The sequence below is a fragment of the Roseobacter cerasinus genome (assembly GCF_009811755.1).
Lineage (GTDB): Bacteria > Pseudomonadota > Alphaproteobacteria > Rhodobacterales > Rhodobacteraceae > Roseobacter > Roseobacter cerasinus.
In genome coordinates, this window is sequence record NZ_BLIV01000007.1 from 98,149 (window position 1) to 119,291 (window position 21,143).

A 21,143-nucleotide genomic window follows, 5' to 3' on the forward strand; every position below is an offset into this window, starting at 1 on the left:
GGGCTCCGGCGCGGTATACATCGCGCATACATGTTCAGGCTTGCAGGCGTGCGTCAAGGGGCGCTGACGAACCGCAACTCTGGCAGGGTGAAGCACCGACAAAGCGCGCTGCCTGCAGGGCGCGGCAAGACACGAAAGAGGTGAGCAGAGCGTGGCACGAGCATTTCTGAAAGGCGCCTCCTGGGGCGGCGGGCTGAGCCTCGGCGCTGTTGCAGTGTTGTCGGTTTTGTCCGAACCACCCCGTGCTCCGGATGTGACCATCGCGGCGCCCTCCAAAGGGGCGGCCCCTCAGCCTGTGGTGGCCCAGACGACGCAGCCGAAGGAAGATCGGGTGCCCGTGACCGGCCAGCAGGCGCCCAAAGCGCCCGCGCCCAGCCCTGATACGCTGGCCGCTGTGGACAGCCGTGGGCTGCGTCCGGCCGCACAGCCAGTGACCGGCGCGCCCGGTGCGCTGGCGGAGCCAGGCCCAGCCGCCGAGGCCGCGTCGATTGTTGCGGGGGCCAAGGACAATCCGGTTGTGCCGAATGCCCGGGCAGAGGGGCTGACCACCCCAGATGCAGATACAAGTGCCACGGTCTCGACGGCGCCTGCGGCACCTCCGCAACCCGTGGCCCAGCCGGATGTGGCACCGGCAGAGCAACCGTCGCGGCCCCGCGCGTCTGGACTGTCGGGGGGCGTTGCGGCGCTTGCACCTGATGTGCACGGTCCCGATATGTCAGATGATGCGATTTCCCGCGACCCGACCCAGCCCCCGGCGCCGACGGTGCCAACCGAAATACAAGCGTTTGGGCAGGCCTCGGAGGAGGTGGCTGCTTTGCCGCAAGAGGACGCTGTGCCTCCGCTGCCAGCCGAGCCGGTTACTGACCTGTCGCGAAGCAACGCGCAGAGCGCCGTGCCGGAGGCCAGGGCACCCGTACCCTCGAAGGAGAGCTTGCCGCAGGAGACTGTGGCCGCGCCCGATCTCGCGTCTGAGGATGTTCTGGCGGGGGTCCGCATTCCGGCGGGCGGCGCCGGAGACATTGCGCCGGATGTGCAGATCAACCGCCTGCCCAGCCTGCGGGAGGCCCCGGTTGCGCGTCTGACGCCCGGTGAGGCGGCTGCGCCGCAGACGCGCCCATCGGATCGCCCGGTGGACCGCTTTGCCGTGACCTTTGACAACCCCGATGGCAAGCCGGCGATGGCGATTGTGCTGATGGATGACGGGGTTGATCTGTCGAAGGGTAAGGTTGGTCTGCCCGCTTTGCGCAGCTTTCCCTACCCGATCAGCTTTGCGGTGGACAGCACGCTACCGGATGCCGCGGCGCGCATGGCGGCGTATCGGGCGGAGGGGTTCGAGGTGCTGGCTATGGTCGATCTGCCGCAGGCCGCGCAGCCGCAGGATGCGGAGACATCGCTGTCGGTTGCCTTGCGTGCTTTGCCCGAAGCGGTTGGCGTGCTGGAAGGCGTCGGGGAGGGCGTGCAAGGCTCTCGTCAGGCCGCGCTGCAGGTGGCGGAGATCCTGGCGGAGAAAGGGCACGGCTTTGTCACGCAAAACCGCGGCCTGAACACCGTGCAGAAGATCGCCGCCCGGTCCGGCGTGCCCTCTGCCGTGGTCTTTCGCGAGTTTGACGTGGAAGGCCGATCCCCCGCAGCGATGCGGCGATTTCTGGATCAGGCGGCGTTTCGGGCCACCCAACACGGCGATGTCGTGATGCTGGGACGTCTGCGGGAGGACACGATTGCGGCGCTCTTGGTCTGGGGGCTGCAGGATCGCGCGACGCGTGTGGCACTTGCGCCCATCTCGGCGGTGCTGACCACACAGCCGTGACCGCGCGTCAGGCGCTGCGCTCCTGTGGGCAGGTATAGTCTTCGTACCACGCGGCGAATCCCTCTACGTCCATGGGGTGGCCGATGATGAAACCCTGCAGTACGTCGCATCCCAGATCCGTCATGCGCGAGAAATGGGTTGGCGTCTCGACGCCTTCGGCCACCACGCGCATGTTCAGGCTGCGCGAGAGCGTGACCAAGGCGTGCACAATGGCTTCGGCTCGGGCGTCCGGGATGGGTTGCACCAGAGACTGATCCAGCTTGATGCCGTCGATCTTCAGATGCGACAGGTTCGACATGGAGGCATAGCCGGTTCCGAAGTCATCCAGCACGACGGAAAAGCCAATGCCCGTGAGCTGTTCGACGGTTCGGATGACCGTGTCGTCATGAGCGCAGACCAGAGTATTTTCGAGGATTTCCACTGTGAGATCGCTGGGGGACAGACCGCGCACCAGCACCTCCTGCAACAGCCTGTCCGGCAGGTCCGGATCCCGCAGGGTGGCCGGGGCGGCATTCACCGAGATGGAGGGAACAGCATAGCCCCGCGCCCGCAGATCCTCCAGAGCGTCGAGCCCTTTCTCTACCATGATCAGGTCGATATGCCGGATCAGCCCCGCCTCTTCGGCCGCGGCGATGAAGGTCGCGGGTGAAACGATGCCGCGCTCCGGATGGCGCCAGCGCGCCAGAACCTCACAGCCGTAAAGCTGGCCGGTCTCACAACAGATCTGCGGCTGGAAGTGCGGCTCGAACTGGTCCTGCGACAGGGCGGTGTCGATCTGGGCGAACAGCACGCGGCGATTCTCGAAATCGGTTCTCAGACGTTCGGAGAAGGCAAAGACCTGGCCGCGCCCATTGCGTTTGGCCTGATAGAGCGCCAGATCCGCTTCGATCAAAAGCTGATCCGGCGTGGCATCTTCGGACGTGGCCATGGTGAAGCCGACGCTTGCGCCGATCTGGCAGCGCGTGCCGCGGATATCCATCGGCTGGCCAATGGCGCGAACAATCCGGTCGCCCAGGTTCTCCAGCGCTTCGACAGATTTGGGGCCTTTCACGACAATGGCGAACTCATCTCCGCCAATGCGCGCGACCAGGTCGTCGCTGCGGACCTCGGTCAGCAGGAGCCGCGCAACTTCGGTGAGAACATCATCTCCTGCCTTGTGCCCCAGGCTGTCGTTGACGGCCTTGAACCGGTCGAGATCCACTTTCAGCACGCTGACATCCACCTCGCCGGTGGCCTCCTCGCCGATGACGGAGAGGCAATCATGCAGGGCACGGCGATTCAGCAGCCCCGTCAAGGCGTCGTGATTGGCCGCATGTGCAAGGTTGTTGCGGGCCGCCACCAGATCGGTGTTCCGCTGGCGCAGGGCGTCGTGGGACTTGGCCAGCTGCCTGCTGCGCCGCTCCAGCCGTCGGATCGTGCGTGAAACTGAAACCTGGGCGGGCAGGAAGATAAACAGCGCTTCCATCATCAGCACAAAGAAGGCCACGGCAAGCGCAATGGTTTCAAGACGCTGCAGCTTCTTTATCTGCTCGTCGGCGCGGGTCTCGTGAAGCGCTGCTGCCTGCCGGAGGGCAGCCAGCAAGTCGGTCTGTCCCAGGCTGACCATTTGATCTTGCAAGTCGAGCTTGGCCTGGCCGTCCGCATCAATCGCCTGGCGTGCAACGTCGACAAACTGGCGGGAGAAGTGATCCAGTGGGAAGGTCTCGTGCTGAAAATAGAGGTGCCGCAACTCGGGCGACAGATCCGCGCGGTCAACCAACCACGCGTGCGAAGCTTCAAAGAGGTGCACCGCCGACTGCAAGCGCGATTCGGTCTCAGCAGAGCCGGTATGAGCACTCTCGCGTGTCAGGAAAAGTATGCGCTGGCTTAGCTTTACCTGGCGGTTGCTGATTTGGCTGGCTTCGGCCTTCCGGTCCGAATTGCCGATGGCGACAAAGGAGGCGTAATGTGCCACCGAGATGGTCAGACAGACCAGAAACAGGCCAAGCGCATAGCGTTTCCACAGCGATTGCGGCTTCGCAATGCAGACCGAGCGGATGATTGCCCGCCGAAACCTCGTCAAAACCCCAGGCACGTGGGTTGCCGCCTTTCCGTTCACCAGATGGGGACTGACCTCACCGATTCCCTTGAAAAGATGCGGTCGCCTCCGACGTCAGTAATCGGCGAGGAGAGTTTCCAAACCCTCAAGGCCACCCGGCCCCCGAGGCGTTTCGGAGCACTTTCTGCCAGCAATTTTGTGCGGTTTTTAGAAGACCTTGAAGCGGCCTGTGCTCAGATGATCTCATCTTCGTCAAAGAGCGGGTCGCGCTCAAGCTGGCTGGCGAGGTCTTCGACAGTATCCTCGGCCGCGCGCGGGCTGAGGGCGGCGAGATGAAAGACCGCGTCACCCTCGTTCACAACCGGCAGGATGGCCCGCCCGATGAGCATTCCGGCCGTGGGCGCCTCCAGATTGGTCTCATGCTCGCCAAAGGGGTCCGAGACCGTTGCCAGCACATCGCCGGCCTCCACAATCTCTCCTTCCGCGCGGAAGGTGCGCAGCAGCCCGCCCGCAGGCGCGCGCAGCCAGGTGGAGCTTTCGCAGATGTAGGGCGTGGCCTTGGCCGGGGCGATGCCCTTGGCAGGCAGCATCGAGAGGCTGCGCATGACCCTCAGGATCCCGGCCACGCCTGCCCGGACCGCCATTTCGTCAAATCGCAGACCTTCGCCTGCTTCATAGAGCAGGACCGGCGTGCCGCGCGCCGCAGCCTCGGCGCGCAGCGAGCCGTCGCGCAGAGGAGAGGTCAGCACAACCGGTGCGCCGAAGGCCAGTGCCAGGCCGCGCGTTGTCCGGTCGCCGGGAGAGATGCGGATTTGCGGCAGATTGGTGCGGTGGATCGCGGCGGAGTGGAGATCAATGCCCACATCGCAGCGCAGCACCACCTGGTTGAGGAAGATATGCGCCAGCCGGGCGCCCAGAGATCCCGATTGATGGCCGGGAAAACAGCGGTTCAGGTCGCGCCGGTCGGGCAGGTAGCGGGACCGGTTGAGAAAGCCGAAACTGTTCACAACCGGGATGACCAGCAGTGTGCCGCGCAAGCTCTTGAGCTGTGGGGTACGCAGCAGGCGGCGCACAATTTCCACGCCGATCACCTCATCGCCATGGGCCGCCGCAGAGACAAACATCACCGGGCCGTCGCGGCGTCCGTGATGCACCTTGACCGAGAGGTCGACCGGTGTGTGGTCGGGCAGGGTGGAAACCGGCAGATGCACCGTCTCGGTTCCCCCTGCGGGAATGCTGCGCCCGGCGATTTCAAAGGGCGCGCGGGCCATGGTTCAGCTGTTGCCCTGGCCTGAGAACCGGGCCGCATCAGCCGCCGCGCGTCGGATCGCGTTGGATTTATGCACGGTCTCCTGATACTCCAGCTCCGGGTCGCTGTCATAGACCACGCCACCGCCTGCCTGGATGTAGAGCGTCTGGTCCTGCACCACCGCTGTGCGCAGGGCGATGCACATGTCCATGTCGCCGCCCGCGCTGAAATAGCCGACACCGCCGCCATAGACGCCGCGCTTCTCCGGCTCCAGCTCGTCGATGATCTCCATGGCGCGCACCTTGGGCGCACCCGACACGGTGCCCGCGGGCATACCCGCAAAGAAGGCATCGAGCGCATCCTTGTCGTCGTGCAATTCACCGACGACGTTGGAGACGATGTGCATCACGTGGGAGTAACGCTCCACAATGAACTCCTCGGTGGGGCGGACGGTGCCGATCTTGGCGACGCGGCCCACGTCGTTGCGGCCCAGATCGAGCAGCATCAGGTGCTCGGCCAGCTCCTTCTTGTCGGCCAAGAGGTCGGCCTCCAGCGCGCGGTCTTCCTCCGGCGTGGCCCCTCGGGGCCGGGTGCCTGCAATTGGGCGGATCGTGACCTCATTGCCGAAGACCCGCACGAGGATCTCGGGGCTCGCCCCAATGACCTGAAAGCTGCCGAAATTGAAATAGAACATGAAGGGCGAGGGGTTGGTGCGCCGCAGCGAGCGGTAGAGCGCGAAGGGCTCTTGCTTGAAATCCTGGCTCCAGCGCTGCGCGGGCACCACCTGAAAGATGTCACCCTTGCGGATGTAGTCTTTTGCCACCTCCACGGCCTGCTTGTAGCCCTCGTGGGTGAAGTTGCTGATAGGCGCGCCGGGTGGCTCCGCATCCCCCAGATCGCGCGTGGCCATGGGCATGGCACGCTCCAGATCGCGCACCGCATCCATCACGCGCTCCGCGGCCTGCGCGTAAGCTGCGCGTGCCGACTGGCCGTCGCTGACCCAGGCAGGGGAGACCACGGTGACCTCGCCTTTGACGCCGTCCAAAACTGCGATGACCGAGGGGCGCAGCATCACCGCATCTGGCAGGCCCAAAGGGTCGGGGTTGATGTTGGGCAGGTGTTCGACCAGCCGCACCATGTCATAGCCAAGATAGCCAAAGAGCCCCGCTGCGGCCTGCGGCAGGTCATCTGGCAGGTCAATCCGGCTTTCGGCCAGCAGGTTGCGCAACGTGTCCAGCGGGTGGCCCTCCTGGCGCTCGAAGGCGTCGGCATCATAGCGGGTGGCACGGTTGATCTCGCTCTCCGTGCCGTTGCACCGCCAGATCAGATCGGGCTTCATCCCGATGATCGAGTAGCGCCCGCGCACCTCACCGCCTGTGACCGATTCCAGAACAAAGGCATCCTTTTGGGCGCCCGTGAGTTTCAGCATCAACGAGACGGGCGTATCGAGATCTGCCGCCAGCCGCGTGTAGACGATCTGGTTGCGGCCCTCGGCGTAGGCGGCCTCGAAGCTGTCGAAATCCGGGGTCAGGGCCATGATCAGGGGAAGTTCACATGCACCGCCTGCAGCGCCTGCGGGTTGATCTGCGGATTGGCACGCAGGGCCACATCCGCGCCATAGGTTTCAAAGATATCCTGAGACAAGGCCTGATTGGCCTGCTGCGACAACTGGTTGCGCAACGCTTCGGTTTCGTCGTCCTCGACCGGGCCTTGCACGGTATCGAGCCGGACCACTACGACAGCCCCATCAGCAGGTACAACCTCCACATCGCCCACCGCCATCTCAAACACATCCGACAGGAAGCCGGGTGGCGTGCCTCCGACAAAGTCGCTGCGCAGCAGGTTCTCCTCGGTCACCGCATCCAGCCCAAGTTCGGCAAAGCTGCTGCCGTCGGTCAGCTGCGGCAGTTGAGTTTCGACCTGCGCGCCTAGACGGACCTCAACCTCCGCGCTGCGCCAGGCCTCCAGCACGTTGGCGCGCACATCTTCAAAGGGCGCGGGACGTGGCGGCAGGACCGCGTTTAGTCGCAGGGCGAACAGCCCGCCGTCTTCCAACTGCGCGATCTCCGGGAAATCCTCGGCGGTGACGGTTTGTGCCGCACGGCGAAAGGCTTCGTAAGCGGAAATATCCTCGGTGCTCTCGCTGGTCCAATCAACCTGACCGAGCACCATATCAGTGTCATTGGCCAGCTCTTCGAGCGTCGCTCCGCCTGCCAGCAGATCATCGAGGTTCTCAGCCTGCGCTTCGACAAGGCGGCGCGCGCGGTCATTGGCCAGCTCCGGGCGCAGGATCGGCTGCGCGTCTTCAAAGGAGGTCGATTGCGCGGGCAGCACCGCATTGATGCGGAAGAGGGCAGGGCCCAGTGAGCTGGGCAGCGGGCCCACAACGTCACCGACGCTGGCAGCAAAGACCTCCGCGCCAGCTGCACCCAGCTCTGCCTGCGTCACGTCACCGAGGTCGATGTCGGCCAGGTCCAGCCCGCGCGCGTCCACCAGCGCCTCGAAATCGCTCCCCTCCTCAAGCTGGGCCATAGCAGCGGTGGCGCTGCTGTCATCCAGGTACGCCAGCCGCTCGACCAGCCGCCGTTCGGGCTGATTTAACTCTGCGTCGCGCAACCGGTACGCCTCACGCAGGTCATCTTCGGAAATCTCGACCTCATCGATCATCGCTTCAGGGCTCAACAGCGCATAGGTGATCTGCTTGGTCTCGGGCAGCGTGAAGGCCTCGATATTCTCGTCATAATAGGCCTGCAACGTGGCGTCGTCGGGCGTGTCGATGGCGGTCTCCAGATCGGCCTCCTCCAGCCGCGCCCAGGTGAAGCTGCGGCGTTGACCGACATAGTTGACCAGCGTGTCCACATAGGCATCCGGCATGACCACACCGCTGAGGATTGCGCCCTGCACCAGCGTGCGCGACACCTCCTCGCGCAGTTGCGTTTCAAACTGCGATTCCGAGATTCCGTTCTGCTCCAGCGCAAAGCGGTACCCGTCGCGATCAAACTCGCCATCGATACCGCGGAAGGCTCCGATTTCCAGAATACGGTCGCGCAGGTTTTCGTCGCCGATGGACAGACCGATCTGTGCCGCCTCGTGATCCAACGCCCGTTGCGCGATGAGCCGCTGCAGCACTGCGCGGTCGAGCCCGATGGCCTGCGCCTGCGCAAAGGGCAGCACCTGGCCGGTCTGCTGCTGAACCGCCTGGATTTCCTGCTGTAGCCCACGCGCGTAATCATCGACCGACAGGGGCATATCGCCCACGGTTCCGATGGTGCGGATATTGCCGCTGAGATTGGTGGCCCCGAAGCCCCCCAAGGCAAGGATCAACAAGCCCAGAAGAATCCAGATCGCGGTTTTCGAAATGCTAGAAGAGCCTTTGGCCATGTCACTCCCTTGCGCTGTCGCGCCCGTCACGTTTGCCGTTCTGTCTATGCGCAGCAGGCGCGGGGAGCAAGGGGCGTCAGGGTCTTGGCGCGAACGACAAAAGCCGCTGGAACAGATGGCCGATCCCGGTGCGGTCGAGGTTGGCAAAAGCGATCCGCAAGTGGCGTCTGCCGCTTGGGTCATCCTCGGGGCAAAACATGGTGCCAGGCAGGCAGAGGATGCTTTGCTCCCGCACAAGGTGGCGCGCCAGATCGTCCGAGGCCATCTCGAACGGATGCTGCACATAGGCGAAATAGGCCCCCAGCCCCAACAGCCGCCAACCGCGTTTCTCCAAGGGGCCGAATCCTTCGGCGATGGCTGCGCGCCGTGCGAGGATCTCGTCACGCTCTCCCGCAAGCCACTGGCGCAAATTCTGCATGCCCCAAAGCGCTGCGTGCTGTCCGATCTGGCCCGGGCAAATGGCGACAGTATCGAGAAACTTCTCGACTTCGGACAGCAGGTGCTCATGCGTGCCTATGGCACCGACGCGGTGGCCTGTCAGGCGGTAGGCCTTCGAGAAGGAGTAGAGGTGGATCAGTGTTTCAGACCAGGCCGGATCTTGAAATAGATCATGCGGCGGGCCGTCCTGGGCATGAAAGTCGCGGTAGGTCTCATCGAGAATGAGTTTGATGCCATGCCGCTGCGCCAGTTGAAAGAAGGCACGGATGAGGGCTGTGGGGTATTCCACGCCGGCGGGATTGTTGGGCGAGACAAGGGCGATCGCCCGGGTGCGGGGCGTGATGAGCGCCTCTGCCGCATCCGGATCCGGCAGCAGCACCTCATCGGTCTTTAGCGGCACGCTGTGCACCCCGGCCATATCCAGCCACATCTTGTGATTGAAGTACCAGGGCGTCGGCAGGATGACCTCGTCACCTTCCGCGCAGAGTGCGGCGATAGCAGCCGCAAACGCCTGGTTGCAACCCGACGTAATCGCGATTTGTGCACCGCTTATCGCTCCACCATAAATCCGCGCTGTCTCCGCTGCCAGACTGTGGCGCAGGTTGGGCAGCCCCATAACCGGCCCGTAAAGATGTGCGTCATCACAAGTCAGCGCCACATCGGCCATGGCCTGGCGCAGCGCGTCGGGGGGCGGGTCCACCGGTGCGGCCTGGCTGACGTTGATCAACGGGCGCTCAGCGGGAAAGGACACGCCATCAAGCCAGCGGCGCGCTTCCATCACGGGCGGAGCGAAAGTGGCGGCGGTGCGCGGTATGCTCATGGGTCAGCTCCTGTCGAAACTGCGGGAGCCTCCGGCGGGGATATTTATGGCCAAGAGAAACTGTGACGCCCCGCTTCTTCTGGCTGCAAATATCCCCGCCGGAGGCAAGAAAACTCTTTTGACGGATCAATCGGTCCCGCGATACGGCTCCACATATTGCAAGGCCATATCCCAGGGGAAGAAAATCCACGTGTCCTGACTGACCCCAGTGATGAAGGTGTTCACCTGCGGCTCCCCCTTGGGTTTGGCATAGACCGTGGCGCAATGGGCGTTCGGATACATGGCCCGCACAACCTCCAGCGTCTTGCCGCTGTCCACCAGATCATCGATGATCAGGATACCCGTGCCATCGCCCATCAGGGTCTCATCGGGGGCTTTCAGCACCTTTGCCTCGGACTGCTGCTGGTGGTCGTAGGATTTGATCGAGATCGTATCGACCGTGCGGATGTCGAGTTCGCGTGCGACAATCATCGCGGGTGCCATGCCGCCGCGGGTGATCGCGACCACGGCGCGCCAGGCACCCTCTTCCGGGCCTTGCCCATCGAGCCGCCAGGCCAGCGCGCGGCTGTCGCGGTGAATCTGATCCCAGCTGATGTGAAAGCCCTTCTCATGGGGCAGGCGGCTCGGGTCTTTGCTCATAGTCTTACCTTTCAGTCAGCAGGCGTATGCCCAATGCGCCAAGCAAGGTGGCAGCAATTCGGTCGAGAACGGGCTTGGCGCTCAGATAACCGCGCCGGGCCGGTGCACTGGAGAGGAACAGCGCAATCGTGCTGTAGAAACAGACCTCTAGCGCAAAGTGATTTGCGACGATCAACGCGATGTCGCGAGCGGCGAGACCTTGTGGAAAGACAACAACGATGACCGCAGCGGCAAAGAGCATCGATTTGGGGTTGCCCGCGTTGATCAGCACGCCAGAGAGGAAGGCGCGGCCCGTGGGGCGTTCGGTTTCGCCCACCGGGTCACGGGCGTGGCGCCAGGTCTGGGTTGCGATCCAGATGAGATAAAGCGCACCGCCGATCTTCAGGACTGTGTAGGTCCAGGGAAAGAGGCGGAACACCCCTTCGAGGCCCAGCAAGGCAGCCAGGGTCCAGCAGGCGGCCATGAGGCCCAGGCCAACACCCGTGGCCATACCAGCCGCGCGACCAGAGGCCACGGTGGTCTTGATGGCATAGAGCAGGGCTGCACCGGGGCTTGCGAGGGCGGCCAGCAAGACAAGGTTGAAGGCGATCAGAGAGTCGATGGTCATGGTCTATCCTATGGCAATCCGCGTTCCAAAAATCCCCAACACGGCACCAAAGCAGCGTTCGGCACGGGTCTTGATACGAGCATAGGCCCGGCGGGGTTGGCGGCGGGAAAAGACAAGCGCCATAAACGCGTACCAGCCGGTTTCGACCACAAAGATCACGGCGAGGATCATCGCCCCATCCATCCAGGTCATGTCCTGCGGGATGATCCCGGTGAAGACGGCTGCGAAATAGGCGAGCGCCTTGGGGTTGGCCAGATTGGTCCAGAGACCCAGCCAGACGGCCCTGAGCGCGCCCCGCGGGGGCAGATCATCCGCTTCTGGCATCGGCTCTGCTGCGTGGCGCCAGAGCGAGAGGCCGATCCAGATCAGGAACAGACCGCCTGCGATGCGCAACCCCGTCTGCACCCAAGGCGCAAGCTCAAACACCAGCGACAGCCCGGCGAGCGCCGCCATGGCCCAGACAAGTACACCACAGGTCAGCCCAAGGTTCAGCAGCAAAGCGGGGCGCAGCCCTTCGCTTGCGGCGGTCCGAATGGTGAGCACCGCAGCAGGGCCAGGGCTCATGGCAAGCATGAGCTGCAACAGCGCCAGACCTGCGAGGGCGGTGAGTGTCATTCCTTGGCCATGTCCGGTGCATCCACCGCCTTCATGCCGACCACGTGATAACCTGCGTCCACATGCAGGTTCTCGCCGGTGGTGCCAGAGCCCAGATCCGACAGCAGGAAGAGCGCGGCCTTGCCCACGTCCTCGGTTGTCACATTGCGCCGCAGGGGAGAATTGTACTCGTTCCACTTCATGATGTAGCGGAAATCACCGATACCAGACGCCGCCAGCGTCTTGATCGGCCCGGCGGAAATCGCATTCACGCGGATGCCGTCCTTGCCCAGATCCTCGGCCAGATATTGTACCGAGGCCTCTAGTGCTGCCTTGGCCACACCCATGACATTGTAATGTGGCATCACCTTTTCGGCGCCGTAGTAGGTGAGTGTGAGGCAGGAACCACCATCGGTCATCAGCTTCTCGGCCCGTTGCACCACCGCCGTAAAGGAGTAGACGGAGATATCCATCGACAGGGCGAAATTGGCGCGGCTGGTGTCGACATAGCGCCCCCGCAGCTCAGTCTTGTCGGAGAACCCGATGGCATGCACGATGAAGTCAAGGCCACCCCAGCGCTCCTTCAGTGCGTCAAACAGCGCGTCGATCGAGGCCTCGTCGCCCACGTCGCACGGCAGCACAATGTCGCTGCCCAGCTGTGCGGCCAGCGGATCGACCCGTTTTTTCAAGGCATCACCCTGATAGGAAAAGGCCAGTTCAGCCCCTGCTTCGGCGCAGGTCTTGGCGATCCCCCAGGCGATGGATTTGTCGTTCGCGAGCCCCATGATAAGGCCCCGCTTGCCCGCCAGAAGATCGTTTCCCATGGAAGTCCCTCGGAGTGTGATGTGGTGTTTTGTCCTTGCAGACCTTTAGGCGATTGCGCAGGCGCCATCAAGGCGGGTTCAGGGATGTGGCTGGATGCCTCTTGACCTTTGCCGACAATCGTCCACTTGCTGCATCTGATGACAAAGGAAAGCGACATGGACAGCAGAAGCGGCAAATTTGCAGGCGACAGCCCGTTTGAGATCGCGCAGCGCTGGCTCTCCGAGGCGGAACAGACCGAGCCAAACGATCCCAATGCCATCGCGCTCAGCACCGTTGACGCAGAAGGGCTGCCGAATGTGCGCATGGTTCTGTTGAAGGATATCGAGGCGGACGGGTTTGTCTTTTACACCAACTACGGCAGCGCCAAGGCGGCCGAAATCGAGGCCGCGGGCAAAGCCGCCTTCGTGATGCATTGGAAAAGCCTGCGCCGCCAGGTGCGCGTGCGCGGTCTGGTCGAGAAGGAAGACGGGTCGCAGGCGGATGACTATTTTGCCAGCCGCTCGCTGAAAAGCCGCCTTGGCGCCTGGGCCTCAAAGCAATCGCAGCCGCTCTCTAGCCGAGGCGCTTTGATGGCGGAGGTGGCCAAGGTGACCGCAACCAAAGGGACCAATCCGCCGCGCCCGCCGTTCTGGGGCGGGTTCCGCATTCGCCCGCTTGAGGTCGAGTTCTGGGCCGATGGTGAGTTTCGTCTTCACGATCGCTTTGTCTGGCGCCGCGCGGCGCTGGATGCGGACTGGACCGTGACCCGTCTCAACCCCTGAGGGGCAGAAAAATCCTCAGTCTCAATAATTCACCGTTTGTCAGCGCAGGGGAATATGTGCATAGATCAGCTGTGCCATTCGTTTTCAGGCGTTTATACGCTGCAATTCAACTATGGCTAGAAATTCGCAGGAAATATGGGGGTGCGCCAGTCTTGTGTAGAGTTCATTTCGTCTTTTGGACGAAAATTTCGATCCTACTTTTTCGTTTCAACTTGAAACGAGAAAGTTAATTCGCGCAAGACTATGTTAGAAGATCGTACGACGACTGAAAGTGGACGAGTGAACGACAGCGAAGACATATCTTCCCCGGTATCGGGTCTGGTTAAATGGTTTGATCCGGTCAAAGGCTTTGGCTTCGTCGTGTCAGATGCGGGTGGCCCGGACATCCTTTTGCATGTCAATGTGCTGCGCAACTTCGGGCAAAGCTCGGTGGCAGACGGCGCCCGCGTGGAACTGCAGGTTCAGCGTACGGAGCGCGGGGTGCAGGCCACGCAGGTCATCGCACTGATGCCGCCGCAGGCCGGCGAGGCCGTCGGGTTGTCAGACATCTCGGCGCTTGATCCGGCGGTGGTTGCTGCTGCACCGCTGGAACCGGCCCGAGTGAAGTGGTTTGACAAGGGCAAGGGCTTTGGCTTTGCAAATGTGTTTGGGCGCCGCGAAGATATTTTTTTGCACATGGAAGTGCTGCGCCGGTCGGGCCTGTCTGATCTGGCCCCCGGTGAGGCCCTGGCCCTGCGCGTGATTGATGGCAAGCGCGGGCGGATGGCCGCTGAGGTCTTTGCCTGGGAAGCCGCACTCGATACCGGTCAGGCATGAAGGCCGCGCTGGCGGCGCTGCTGGCTGTTTTTCTGGCTCAGGGCGCACTGGCGCAAGCCTGCCGCGAGGATGCTGTCTATCTGAAAGGGGCCTGGGGCGAGGCGCGCTTTGCCATAGAGATTGCTGATGACGATGCGGAGCGCGCGCAAGGGTTAATGCACCGCGAGCACCTGCCTTCATCCTCCGGCATGCTTTTTGTCTATGACACACCGCAGCGCCTGTCGTTCTGGATGCGCAACACGCTGATCCCGCTGGACCTGATCTTCATCGATCAGACGGGTGTGGTGAAGACGGTGCATCACTCTGCTCAGCCGCTTGATGAAACCCCGATCCCCGGTGGGCCGGACCCTTTGACCCACGTGCTGGAGATCAACGGCGGTCTGGCCAAGGCGATGGGGATTGTGCCGGGCACGCTGGTGCGGCACCCCTCATTTCCAAATCAGATCGCGGAATGGCCCTGTTAGGGCTTTTCAAACCGGAACTCCCCGTCTAAAGAGTGCCTCGTCGGAGCGTGGCGCAGCCTGGTAGCGCACCTGTTTTGGGTACAGGGGGTCGGAGGTTCGAATCCTCTCGCTCCGACCACTTTCAAGCATCATCCGGTTTTTGGGCCATCAGGGCGGTGGCTTCGCGCAGCCGAACCGCGACGGCGCCTTTTGGGTTGTCGTCTGCCGCTGTCTCAAGCAGATGATGGACCTTTTGTGCATAGGTGTCGTGCTGCACAGCCAATTGTGCTGCGGCAAAAAGCGACCAGGCGCGCAGCAGCGGTCGGGCGGAGGCCGCCCCGTCGGCCAGAGCGTCATAGATCGCTGGCGCCAAAGAGGTCGGGATGGGCCGCAGGTGGTCCATGATCTGCAGCAGATGCAACCGCGCATCCCATCGCGTTAGGTTGGGCAGGCTTGCAAGTATCTGCTGGCGTAAGAGGCCGGGGATCGGCGTGGCGCCCATCTCGCAATGATGCTTGATCAGCCAGGTCGCCGCCGTCTCCGTTTCCACGTCCTCGCAGGCCTCGACCAGACGGGGTAGAAAATCCGTCGCGTGGTGATGCGCCTGATAGAGGGCCTTGAGGTCCGCCGCTGTCCGGCCATCCCAGGTCCGCAGCGCGGCGATAAACGTGTCGTGGTCGAGGGGAGGCGTCTTGGGCATATGCCAGTGTTTCGCGGCGGTGGCGTCGGTGCAATCCAGAATCGCACCGTGACACATGGAACAAACCCGCGTGGTAGCAGCCACAAGATCTAGTGTGCCGCTGCGCCGTCTCGATCTGGCCTCACCATATATGGGGAGTGCGAGGGTGGGAAATACCACCTGTGCGTCGTAAATCTGTAACACTTCGTGATCACGAACAGCCATACGTGAAAAAAGATGCAAGCCACATGATGCGCAAAGGTTAACGCCCGCGCGCTGTGGATGATTTCACCTGATGCATCAGCGGCAGGGGCTAAAGCAGCCCATTTGTTCGGAAAATCCACGGTTCCGTCGCCAGCTCGAAAAGCCACGATCTGGGGATATTAACCGACTGTTAAGAACTTGAATCACATGGGCCACCGGGCGACGCAAAACCGGATTTCCGTCAAGTCAAAAAACCTTAAAAAATCCGTTGACCGGATAGGCCAAGATACGTCAGGTTGTGGGGGCCGACGATGATGCCACAAGATGTAGTGGTTAACCCACAAGGGCACATCAACGGGACAGGGGCAACAGGTGACACACTGCTGATCTGATCCGGGGGCCAGCGCAGACAGCGATGTTTGCCGCTGATCACCGAGGTCTGCTTCTGATCCGAGGCGACGGGCCGGGGCGGCGCTGCAATGACAGCGTTGGTCTTGAAGACAAACATGCTGAATATGAGGCAGCGACAAAATGAAAATTGAACGGAAATTCACAAAGGCCGGGCAGGACGCATATGCGGAGCTTGATTTCATCAGCACCTCCTCCGAGATCCGCAACCCCGACGGCACCATCGTGTTCCACCTCGACACTGTTGAGGTGCCCAGCTCCTGGAGCCAGGTCGCCAGCGACGTGATCGCGCAGAAATACTTCCGCAAGGCCGGAGTTCCGTCCAAGACTCGTAAGGTGAAGGAAAAGGGCGTGCCCGAGTTCCTATGGCGCTCGGTCCCCATTGACGGTGCCGAGATGGGCGGCGAGACCTCTTCCAAGCAGGTCTTTGACCGGCTCGCGGGCGCCTGGGCCTACTGGGGCTGGAAAGGCGGCTACTTCAGCACCGAAGAGGACGCGCAGGCCTACTTTGACGAGATGCGCCACATGCTGGCCAGCCAGCGCGCAGCACCCAACAGCCCGCAATGGTTCAATACCGGTCTGCACTGGGCCTACGGCATCGACGGCCCGGCGCAAGGGCACCACTATGTGGATTACAAGACCGGCAAGCTGACCAAGTCCAAATCCTCCTACGAGCACCCGCAACCGCACGCCTGCTTCATCCAGTCGGTTGCCGACGATCTGGTGAATGACGGCGGCATCATGGATCTCTGGGTGCGCGAAGCACGGCTCTTCAAATACGGCTCCGGCACCGGCACCAACTTCTCGTCGCTGCGGGCGGCGGGCGAGAGCCTCTCGGGCGGCGGGCGCTCCTCCGGCCTCATGGGTTTCCTGAAAATCGGCGACCGCGCCGCAGGCGCGATCAAATCAGGCGGGACAACCCGCAGGGCGGCAAAGATGGTGATTGTCGATGCGGATCACCCGGACATCGAAGACTTCATCAACTGGAAGGTCATCGAAGAGCAGAAAGTGGCGAGCATCGTCGCAGGCTCCAAGATGCATGAGCAAAAGCTCAACGGTCTCTTTGAGGCGATCAAACAATGGGACGGCGCCGAGGCAGATGCCTATGACCCCACCAAGAACGCTGCGCTGAAAACAGCCATACGCTCAGCGAAAAAGGTATCGATCCCAGAGACTTACGTCAAACGCGTGCTCGACTACGCCAAGCAAGGCCACACCTCGATCGAGTTCCCAACCTACGACACCGACTGGGATTCCGAAGCCTATAACTCCGTCTCCGGTCAGAATTCGAACAACTCCATCCGCGTGACCAACGCCTTCCTCACAGCCGTCGAGAAAGACGCCGATTGGGAACTGATCAACCGTGTGAACGGCGAGGTCTCCAAGACCGTGAAGGCCCGCGATCTCTGGGAGCAGATCGGCCACGCCGCCTGGGCCTGTGCCGATCCGGGCATTCAGTACCACGACACGGTGAACGACTGGCACACCTGCCCGGAAGACGGGGCCATCCGGGGTTCCAACCCGTGTTCGGAGTATATGTTCCTCGACGACACCGCCTGTAACCTTGCCTCGATGAACCTGCTGACCTTCCTGCAGGACGGCGAATTTCAGGTCGAAGACTACATGCACGCCACGCGGCTCTGGACCGTGACGCTGGAAATCTCGGTGATGATGGCGCAGTTCCCCTCCAAGGAAATCGCGCAGCGCTCCTATGACTTCCGCACGCTGGGCCTGGGCTATGCCAACATCGGTGGGCTGCTCATGAACATGGGCTACTCCTATGACAGCGTTGATGGCCGCAGCCTTTGCGGTGCGCTGACCGCGATCATGACCGGGGTGAGCTATGCAACCTCGGCCGAGATGGCGGGTGAGCTGGGCGCCTTCCCGGGCTATGAGAAGAACGCCAAGCACATGCTGCGGGTGATCCGTAACCACCGCAATGCAGCCCATGGCAAGGTCGGCGGCTATGAGGACCTGGCCGTCACGCCTGTCCCGCTCGACTATCTCAACTGTCCTGATGACCGGCTGATCGAGGTCGCCCGAGGGGCCTGGGATCAGGCCTTGGATCTTGGCGAAGCGCATGGCTATCGCAACGCCCAGGTCTCCGTGATCGCGCCCACGGGCACCATCGGTCTGGTGATGGATTGCGACACCACAGGGATCGAGCCGGACTTTGCGCTGGTCAAATTCAAGAAGCTCGCAGGTGGTGGCTACTTCAAGATCATCAACCAGTCGGTGCCAGCCGCCCTTGAAAAGCTGGGCTATGGCTCTGCGCAGATTGAAGAGATCGTGTCTTACGCCGTAGGCCATGGCACCATCGGCAACGCGCCGGGCATCAACCACACCTCGCTAGCCGGGCATGGGTTCGGCGCCAACGAGTTGGCCAAGGTGGATGCCGCGCTGGCGCAAGCCTTCGACATCCGCTTTGTCTTCAACCAGTGGACGCTGGGCGAGGAGTTCTGCACGCAGGTCTTGGGCATTCCGACGGAGAAGCTGAATGACCCGACCTTCGATCTGCTGCGGCATCTGGGCTACTCCAAAGCCGACATCGAGGCGGCCAATGACCACGTCTGCGGGACCATGACGCTGGAAGGCGCGCCCTTCCTCAAGGACGAGCATCTGCCGATCTTCGACTGCGCCAACCCCTGCGGCAAGAAGGGCAAGCGGTTCCTGTCGGTGAACAGCCACATCACCATGATGGCCGCAGCGCAGAGCTTCATTTCCGGCGCGATCTCCAAGACGATCAACATGCCGAATGACGCCACGATCGAGGATTGTCAGGCCGCCTACGAGCTGTCGCATCGTCTTGGTGTGAAGGCCAATGCGCTCTACCGCGATGGCTCCAAGCTCAGCCAGCCGCTTGCTGCAGCTCTTGTCGAGGATGACGAGGAGGCGCAAGAGGTGCTGGAAACCGGCTCCATTCAGGAGAAGGCGACCGTGCTGGCGGAGAAAGTGGTCGAAAAGGTGGTGGTCAAGGAGATCGTCCGCAGCCACCGCGAGAAGATGCCGCAGCGGCGCAAGGGCTACACCCAAAAGGCCATCGTCGGCGGGCACAAGGTCTACCTGCGCACGGGCGAGTATGAAGACGGCAATCTCGGCGAGATCTTCATCGACATGCACAAGGAAGGCGCGGGCTTCCGGGCGATGATGAACAACTTCGCCATCGCGGTCTCGGTGGGCCTGCAATACGGCGTGCCGCTGGAGGAGTTCGTCGACGCCTTCACCTTCACCAAGTTCGAGCCTGCGGGCATGGTGCAGGGCAATGAGACCATCAAGAACGCCACGTCGATCCTTGACTATGTGTTCCGCGAGCTTGCTGTCAGTTACCTCGACCGCACCGATCTCGCGCATGTGCAGCCCGAAGGCGCCACCTTCGACACGCTGGGCCGGGGAGAAGAAGAAGGTGTCAGCAATGTCGCGGAGCTGTCGGAGACAGCGGCGACCAAGTCTCTGGAAGTTCTGAAACAAATCAGCTCCACCGGGTATCTGCGCAAGCGCCTGCCACAAGAGTTGGTGGTGTTGCAGGGCGGTCAGCAGGGGTTCGCGGAGGAAACGGTGGCTTTTGACGGACGTGCGGCGACGGCGGACGGGAGTGTTGCGGTGGCGATGACCACCACTGCGGTTTCGAGCGGGTCGGTGAGCATGGACGCGCGTACGAAGGCCAAGATGCAGGGCTATGAGGGTGAGGCCTGCGGCGAATGCGGCAACTACACGCTGGTGCGCAATGGCACCTGCATGAAATGTAACACCTGCGGCGCAACGTCCGGGTGTAGCTGAGGAAAACGCGCCCCTCGGGGGCGTGTAGGGGTGGCGGCTCTGCCATAGGCGGGTCGCACCCCGACGAATACCGGGAGCGGTGGCTTATGCGGCGCTTCCAAGGCAAGCGGGTGGGACTCCGCAGAAAACCAAATCGTTTTCCGCTCTGTCTCACTCGTTGGAAATCCAAAGGGATTTCCAATGTGATTGGGGACGGGCAGGGTGGGACCTTGGCCTCTCTGATATCCGGGACGGGTGCGCTCGCCCCAGACGACGTTCAGGCCGCAGGCAGAAAAATACCGAGCGGTTAACATATTGAGCCTGAACGGCGAAACTTCAAAGGGCGCTCCGGCGCCCTTTTTTCTTGTTGCAGGCTCGGCTGTATGCAGAAGGTCCGGAGCGGTGGCCTAAAGCCCACCGTACCTGCCTGATCCGACGCTCTCTGCCAGCAGGTAAGGTGGGCTTTAGGCCACCTTTGGGGGATCAAAAGAGTTCTGACACTGGCGTCTTGTCCGCGATCCCCATTTCCGCGCGCAGTCTGGACCGCGCGCGCGCCAGCCGCGACATCACTGTCCCCACAGGCAGCCCGGTCTTCTCGGCCAGGCTGGCCGGGCTTGTCTCCCCTTCGGCGATCATATGGATCAACAGCGCTTGCGCCTCCGGCAGCTTGTCCACGGCGGCCGCGAGATCGGCGCAGGCCATCCGGGCAGGCGCTGTGGGCGGGACCGACGCGCTTTCTTCCTCAAGCGGGTCGGTGGGCTTGTCGGACCGCCAACGCTGTCGTGCGAGGTTGCGCAGGATGGTCATGGCATAACGCTCGACATCCTCGACCTCTGCGCCCTTGCGCAGTGCAGCCCAAAGCTTGAGTGCTGCTTCCTGCGCCAGATCGTCTGCATCACTTTGGTTGTCACTCAGCCGCCGGGCCCGTCCAGCCAGCCGGGGCAGCAGGGCATCGAGATTTTCGGGCATCTCGTGCGTCGGGTACATATCAGTCTCCTTTCCTGAGAACCGGTGTCACCATCGCATGTCTATATGGGGGCGCCAGACGGGGGCTTTTTGCCGACTGCGCCAAAAGGGGCTTTTTCGGCAAAGCGCCGCCACCGCATCCTGCGAGTATCGGCGGGGAATGGCGCGCCCGGTGGCTTGGTCGGTGAGGCGGGGACGGGACCGCCGGTTTTCGCATCTACCCTAGTGAGGCGCAGAGCAGCGCCTTGGACTTACGTTCAAATCAAAATGGGAGTACCCAAAATGAAACTGATCACCAAAACCGCAGTTGCCTCCATCGTTCTGCTGTCGGCCACCACGGCCTTCGCACAGCTGGCGGCAGACGCAAATGGCGACGGCGTTCTGACAATCGATGAGGTCCAGGCAGCATTTCCGGACATCACCGCAGAATCCTTCAGCACAATGGACCTGAATGCGGATGGTGCCCTGGATGAAGCCGAAGTTCAGGCGGCGCAGGAAGCCGGCCTGATGCCGTCCTAAGAGATGCAGTCAGCGCGGTGTCGCATGGCCTGTCGCCAATGGCGCAAGCCTGCCGACCTCTAGACCCTACCGCGCTGCCTGACCGCTCGGATCGTCTTGCCTGATCTTGCCCTCGTCTTCACGCCCTCGCGTGGATGCAGGCTCAGGCCAAAGAGACGGACCAGCCAGCCGGTCTGAGCAGAGCCGGATTACA

17 protein-coding genes and 1 tRNA gene are annotated in these 21,143 nt (G+C 62.5%); 7 read left to right on the forward strand and 11 right to left on the reverse strand.

Annotated elements, in window-relative coordinates:
- Positions 1-151 precede the first annotated feature (151 nt).
- On the forward strand, positions 152-1,807 hold the full coding sequence (locus So717_RS17315) for a divergent polysaccharide deacetylase family protein (protein WP_159979654.1): 1,656 nt from the start codon (positions 152-154) through the stop codon (positions 1,805-1,807).
- 7 nt (positions 1,808-1,814) lie between these two features.
- Here the strand turns inward: So717_RS17315 and So717_RS17320 are convergent, their stop codons facing one another.
- From So717_RS17320 to fabI, 9 genes are all read right to left on the reverse strand, one after another.
- Positions 1,815-3,881: a putative bifunctional diguanylate cyclase/phosphodiesterase gene (locus So717_RS17320; RefSeq protein WP_238841039.1), complete on the reverse strand. Its 2,067-nt coding sequence runs from the start codon at positions 3,879-3,881 to the stop codon at positions 1,815-1,817.
- A gap of 197 nt (positions 3,882-4,078) precedes the next feature.
- On the reverse strand, positions 4,079-5,116 hold the full coding sequence (locus tag So717_RS17325; RefSeq protein ID WP_159979656.1) for a succinylglutamate desuccinylase/aspartoacylase family protein: 1,038 nt from the start codon (positions 5,114-5,116) through the stop codon (positions 4,079-4,081).
- A 3-nt stretch (positions 5,117-5,119) separates the two neighbouring features.
- Positions 5,120-6,631, reverse strand: coding sequence for an anthranilate synthase component I (gene trpE / locus So717_RS17330; RefSeq protein WP_159979658.1), 1,512 nt, complete (start codon positions 6,629-6,631; stop codon positions 5,120-5,122).
- Positions 6,632-6,633: 2 nt separating this feature from the next.
- Complete coding sequence (locus tag So717_RS17335) at positions 6,634-8,475, reverse strand: peptidyl-prolyl cis-trans isomerase (RefSeq protein WP_159979660.1); 1,842 nt, start codon at positions 8,473-8,475, stop codon at positions 6,634-6,636.
- 76 nt (positions 8,476-8,551) lie between these two features.
- Positions 8,552-9,733, reverse strand: coding sequence for an aminotransferase (locus So717_RS17340; RefSeq protein ID WP_159979662.1), 1,182 nt, complete (start codon positions 9,731-9,733; stop codon positions 8,552-8,554).
- A 126-nt stretch (positions 9,734-9,859) separates the two neighbouring features.
- Positions 9,860-10,372 carry a xanthine phosphoribosyltransferase gene (gene gpt, locus So717_RS17345; protein WP_159979664.1) on the reverse strand — a complete coding sequence of 171 codons (513 nt, stop codon included), beginning with the start codon at positions 10,370-10,372 and terminating at the stop codon, positions 9,860-9,862.
- A 4-nt stretch (positions 10,373-10,376) separates the two neighbouring features.
- Positions 10,377-10,979, reverse strand: a complete 603-nt coding sequence (locus So717_RS17350; protein ID WP_159979666.1) for a LysE family translocator — start codon at positions 10,977-10,979, stop codon at positions 10,377-10,379.
- Between the two features lie 3 nt (positions 10,980-10,982).
- The gene (locus So717_RS17355) at positions 10,983-11,594 is read right to left on the reverse strand and encodes a LysE family translocator (protein ID WP_159979668.1); all 612 of its coding nucleotides are present in this window, start codon (positions 11,592-11,594) and stop codon (positions 10,983-10,985) included.
- Complete coding sequence (gene fabI, locus So717_RS17360) at positions 11,591-12,397, reverse strand: enoyl-ACP reductase FabI (protein WP_159979670.1); 807 nt, start codon at positions 12,395-12,397, stop codon at positions 11,591-11,593. The genes So717_RS17355 and fabI overlap by 4 nt, the downstream gene beginning before the upstream one ends.
- 138 nt (positions 12,398-12,535) lie before the next feature.
- Between fabI and pdxH the strand changes: the two genes are divergently transcribed.
- From pdxH to So717_RS17380, 4 genes are all read left to right on the forward strand, one after another.
- Positions 12,536-13,159: a pyridoxamine 5'-phosphate oxidase gene (gene pdxH / locus So717_RS17365; RefSeq protein ID WP_159979672.1), complete on the forward strand. Its 624-nt coding sequence runs from the start codon at positions 12,536-12,538 to the stop codon at positions 13,157-13,159.
- Positions 13,160-13,402: 243 nt separating this feature from the next.
- A complete protein-coding gene (locus So717_RS17370; RefSeq protein WP_174239064.1) occupies positions 13,403-13,975 on the forward strand; it encodes a cold-shock protein in 573 nt (190 codons plus the stop codon).
- Positions 13,972-14,439: a DUF192 domain-containing protein gene (locus tag So717_RS17375; protein ID WP_159979674.1), complete on the forward strand. Its 468-nt coding sequence runs from the start codon at positions 13,972-13,974 to the stop codon at positions 14,437-14,439. Before So717_RS17370 ends, So717_RS17375 begins: the two co-directional genes overlap by 4 nt.
- 41 nt (positions 14,440-14,480) lie before the next feature.
- A tRNA-Pro gene (locus So717_RS17380) sits at positions 14,481-14,557 on the forward strand.
- Positions 14,558-14,560: 3 nt separating this feature from the next.
- Here So717_RS17380 and So717_RS17385 read toward each other — a convergent pair.
- Positions 14,561-15,175: a hypothetical protein gene (locus So717_RS17385; RefSeq protein ID WP_159979676.1), complete on the reverse strand. Its 615-nt coding sequence runs from the start codon at positions 15,173-15,175 to the stop codon at positions 14,561-14,563.
- A 657-nt stretch (positions 15,176-15,832) separates the two neighbouring features.
- Between So717_RS17385 and So717_RS17390 the strand changes: the two genes are divergently transcribed.
- The gene (locus So717_RS17390; protein ID WP_159979678.1) at positions 15,833-19,486 is read left to right on the forward strand and encodes a vitamin B12-dependent ribonucleotide reductase; all 3,654 of its coding nucleotides are present in this window, start codon (positions 15,833-15,835) and stop codon (positions 19,484-19,486) included.
- A 462-nt stretch (positions 19,487-19,948) separates the two neighbouring features.
- Here So717_RS17390 and So717_RS17395 read toward each other — a convergent pair whose 3' ends face one another.
- Positions 19,949-20,452 (reverse strand): RNA polymerase sigma factor, encoded by a 504-nt coding sequence (locus tag So717_RS17395; RefSeq protein WP_159979680.1) that lies wholly within the window; start codon positions 20,450-20,452, stop codon positions 19,949-19,951.
- Positions 20,453-20,713: 261 nt separating this feature from the next.
- Here So717_RS17395 and So717_RS17400 point away from each other — a divergent pair, with 261 nt between their 5' ends.
- Complete coding sequence (locus tag So717_RS17400; RefSeq protein WP_159979682.1) at positions 20,714-20,950, forward strand: EF-hand domain-containing protein; 237 nt, start codon at positions 20,714-20,716, stop codon at positions 20,948-20,950.
- Positions 20,951-21,143 lie beyond the last annotated feature (193 nt).

Coding starts and splice junctions, on each gene's coding strand:
- So717_RS17375 (WP_159979674.1), top strand. CDS start 13,972: ATGAAGGCCGCGCTGGCGGCGCTGCTGGCTGTTTTTCTGGCTCAGGGC.
- pdxH (WP_159979672.1), top strand. CDS start 12,536: ATGACAAAGGAAAGCGACATGGACAGCAGAAGCGGCAAATTTGCAGGC.
- So717_RS17325 (WP_159979656.1), bottom strand. CDS start 5,116: ATGGCCCGCGCGCCCTTTGAAATCGCCGGGCGCAGCATTCCCGCAGGG.
- So717_RS17340 (WP_159979662.1), bottom strand. CDS start 9,733: ATGAGCATACCGCGCACCGCCGCCACTTTCGCTCCGCCCGTGATGGAA.
- fabI (WP_159979670.1), bottom strand. CDS start 12,397: ATGGGAAACGATCTTCTGGCGGGCAAGCGGGGCCTTATCATGGGGCTC.
- So717_RS17395 (WP_159979680.1), bottom strand. CDS start 20,452: ATGTACCCGACGCACGAGATGCCCGAAAATCTCGATGCCCTGCTGCCC.
- So717_RS17335 (WP_159979660.1), bottom strand. CDS start 8,475: ATGGCCAAAGGCTCTTCTAGCATTTCGAAAACCGCGATCTGGATTCTT.
- trpE (WP_159979658.1), bottom strand. CDS start 6,631: ATGGCCCTGACCCCGGATTTCGACAGCTTCGAGGCCGCCTACGCCGAG.
- So717_RS17370 (WP_174239064.1), top strand. CDS start 13,403: ATGTTAGAAGATCGTACGACGACTGAAAGTGGACGAGTGAACGACAGC.
- So717_RS17350 (WP_159979666.1), bottom strand. CDS start 10,979: ATGACCATCGACTCTCTGATCGCCTTCAACCTTGTCTTGCTGGCCGCC.
- So717_RS17390 (WP_159979678.1), top strand. CDS start 15,833: ATGAAAATTGAACGGAAATTCACAAAGGCCGGGCAGGACGCATATGCG.
- So717_RS17400 (WP_159979682.1), top strand. CDS start 20,714: ATGAAACTGATCACCAAAACCGCAGTTGCCTCCATCGTTCTGCTGTCG.
- So717_RS17355 (WP_159979668.1), bottom strand. CDS start 11,594: ATGACACTCACCGCCCTCGCAGGTCTGGCGCTGTTGCAGCTCATGCTT.
- gpt (WP_159979664.1), bottom strand. CDS start 10,372: ATGAGCAAAGACCCGAGCCGCCTGCCCCATGAGAAGGGCTTTCACATC.
- So717_RS17385 (WP_159979676.1), bottom strand. CDS start 15,175: ATGTGTCACGGTGCGATTCTGGATTGCACCGACGCCACCGCCGCGAAA.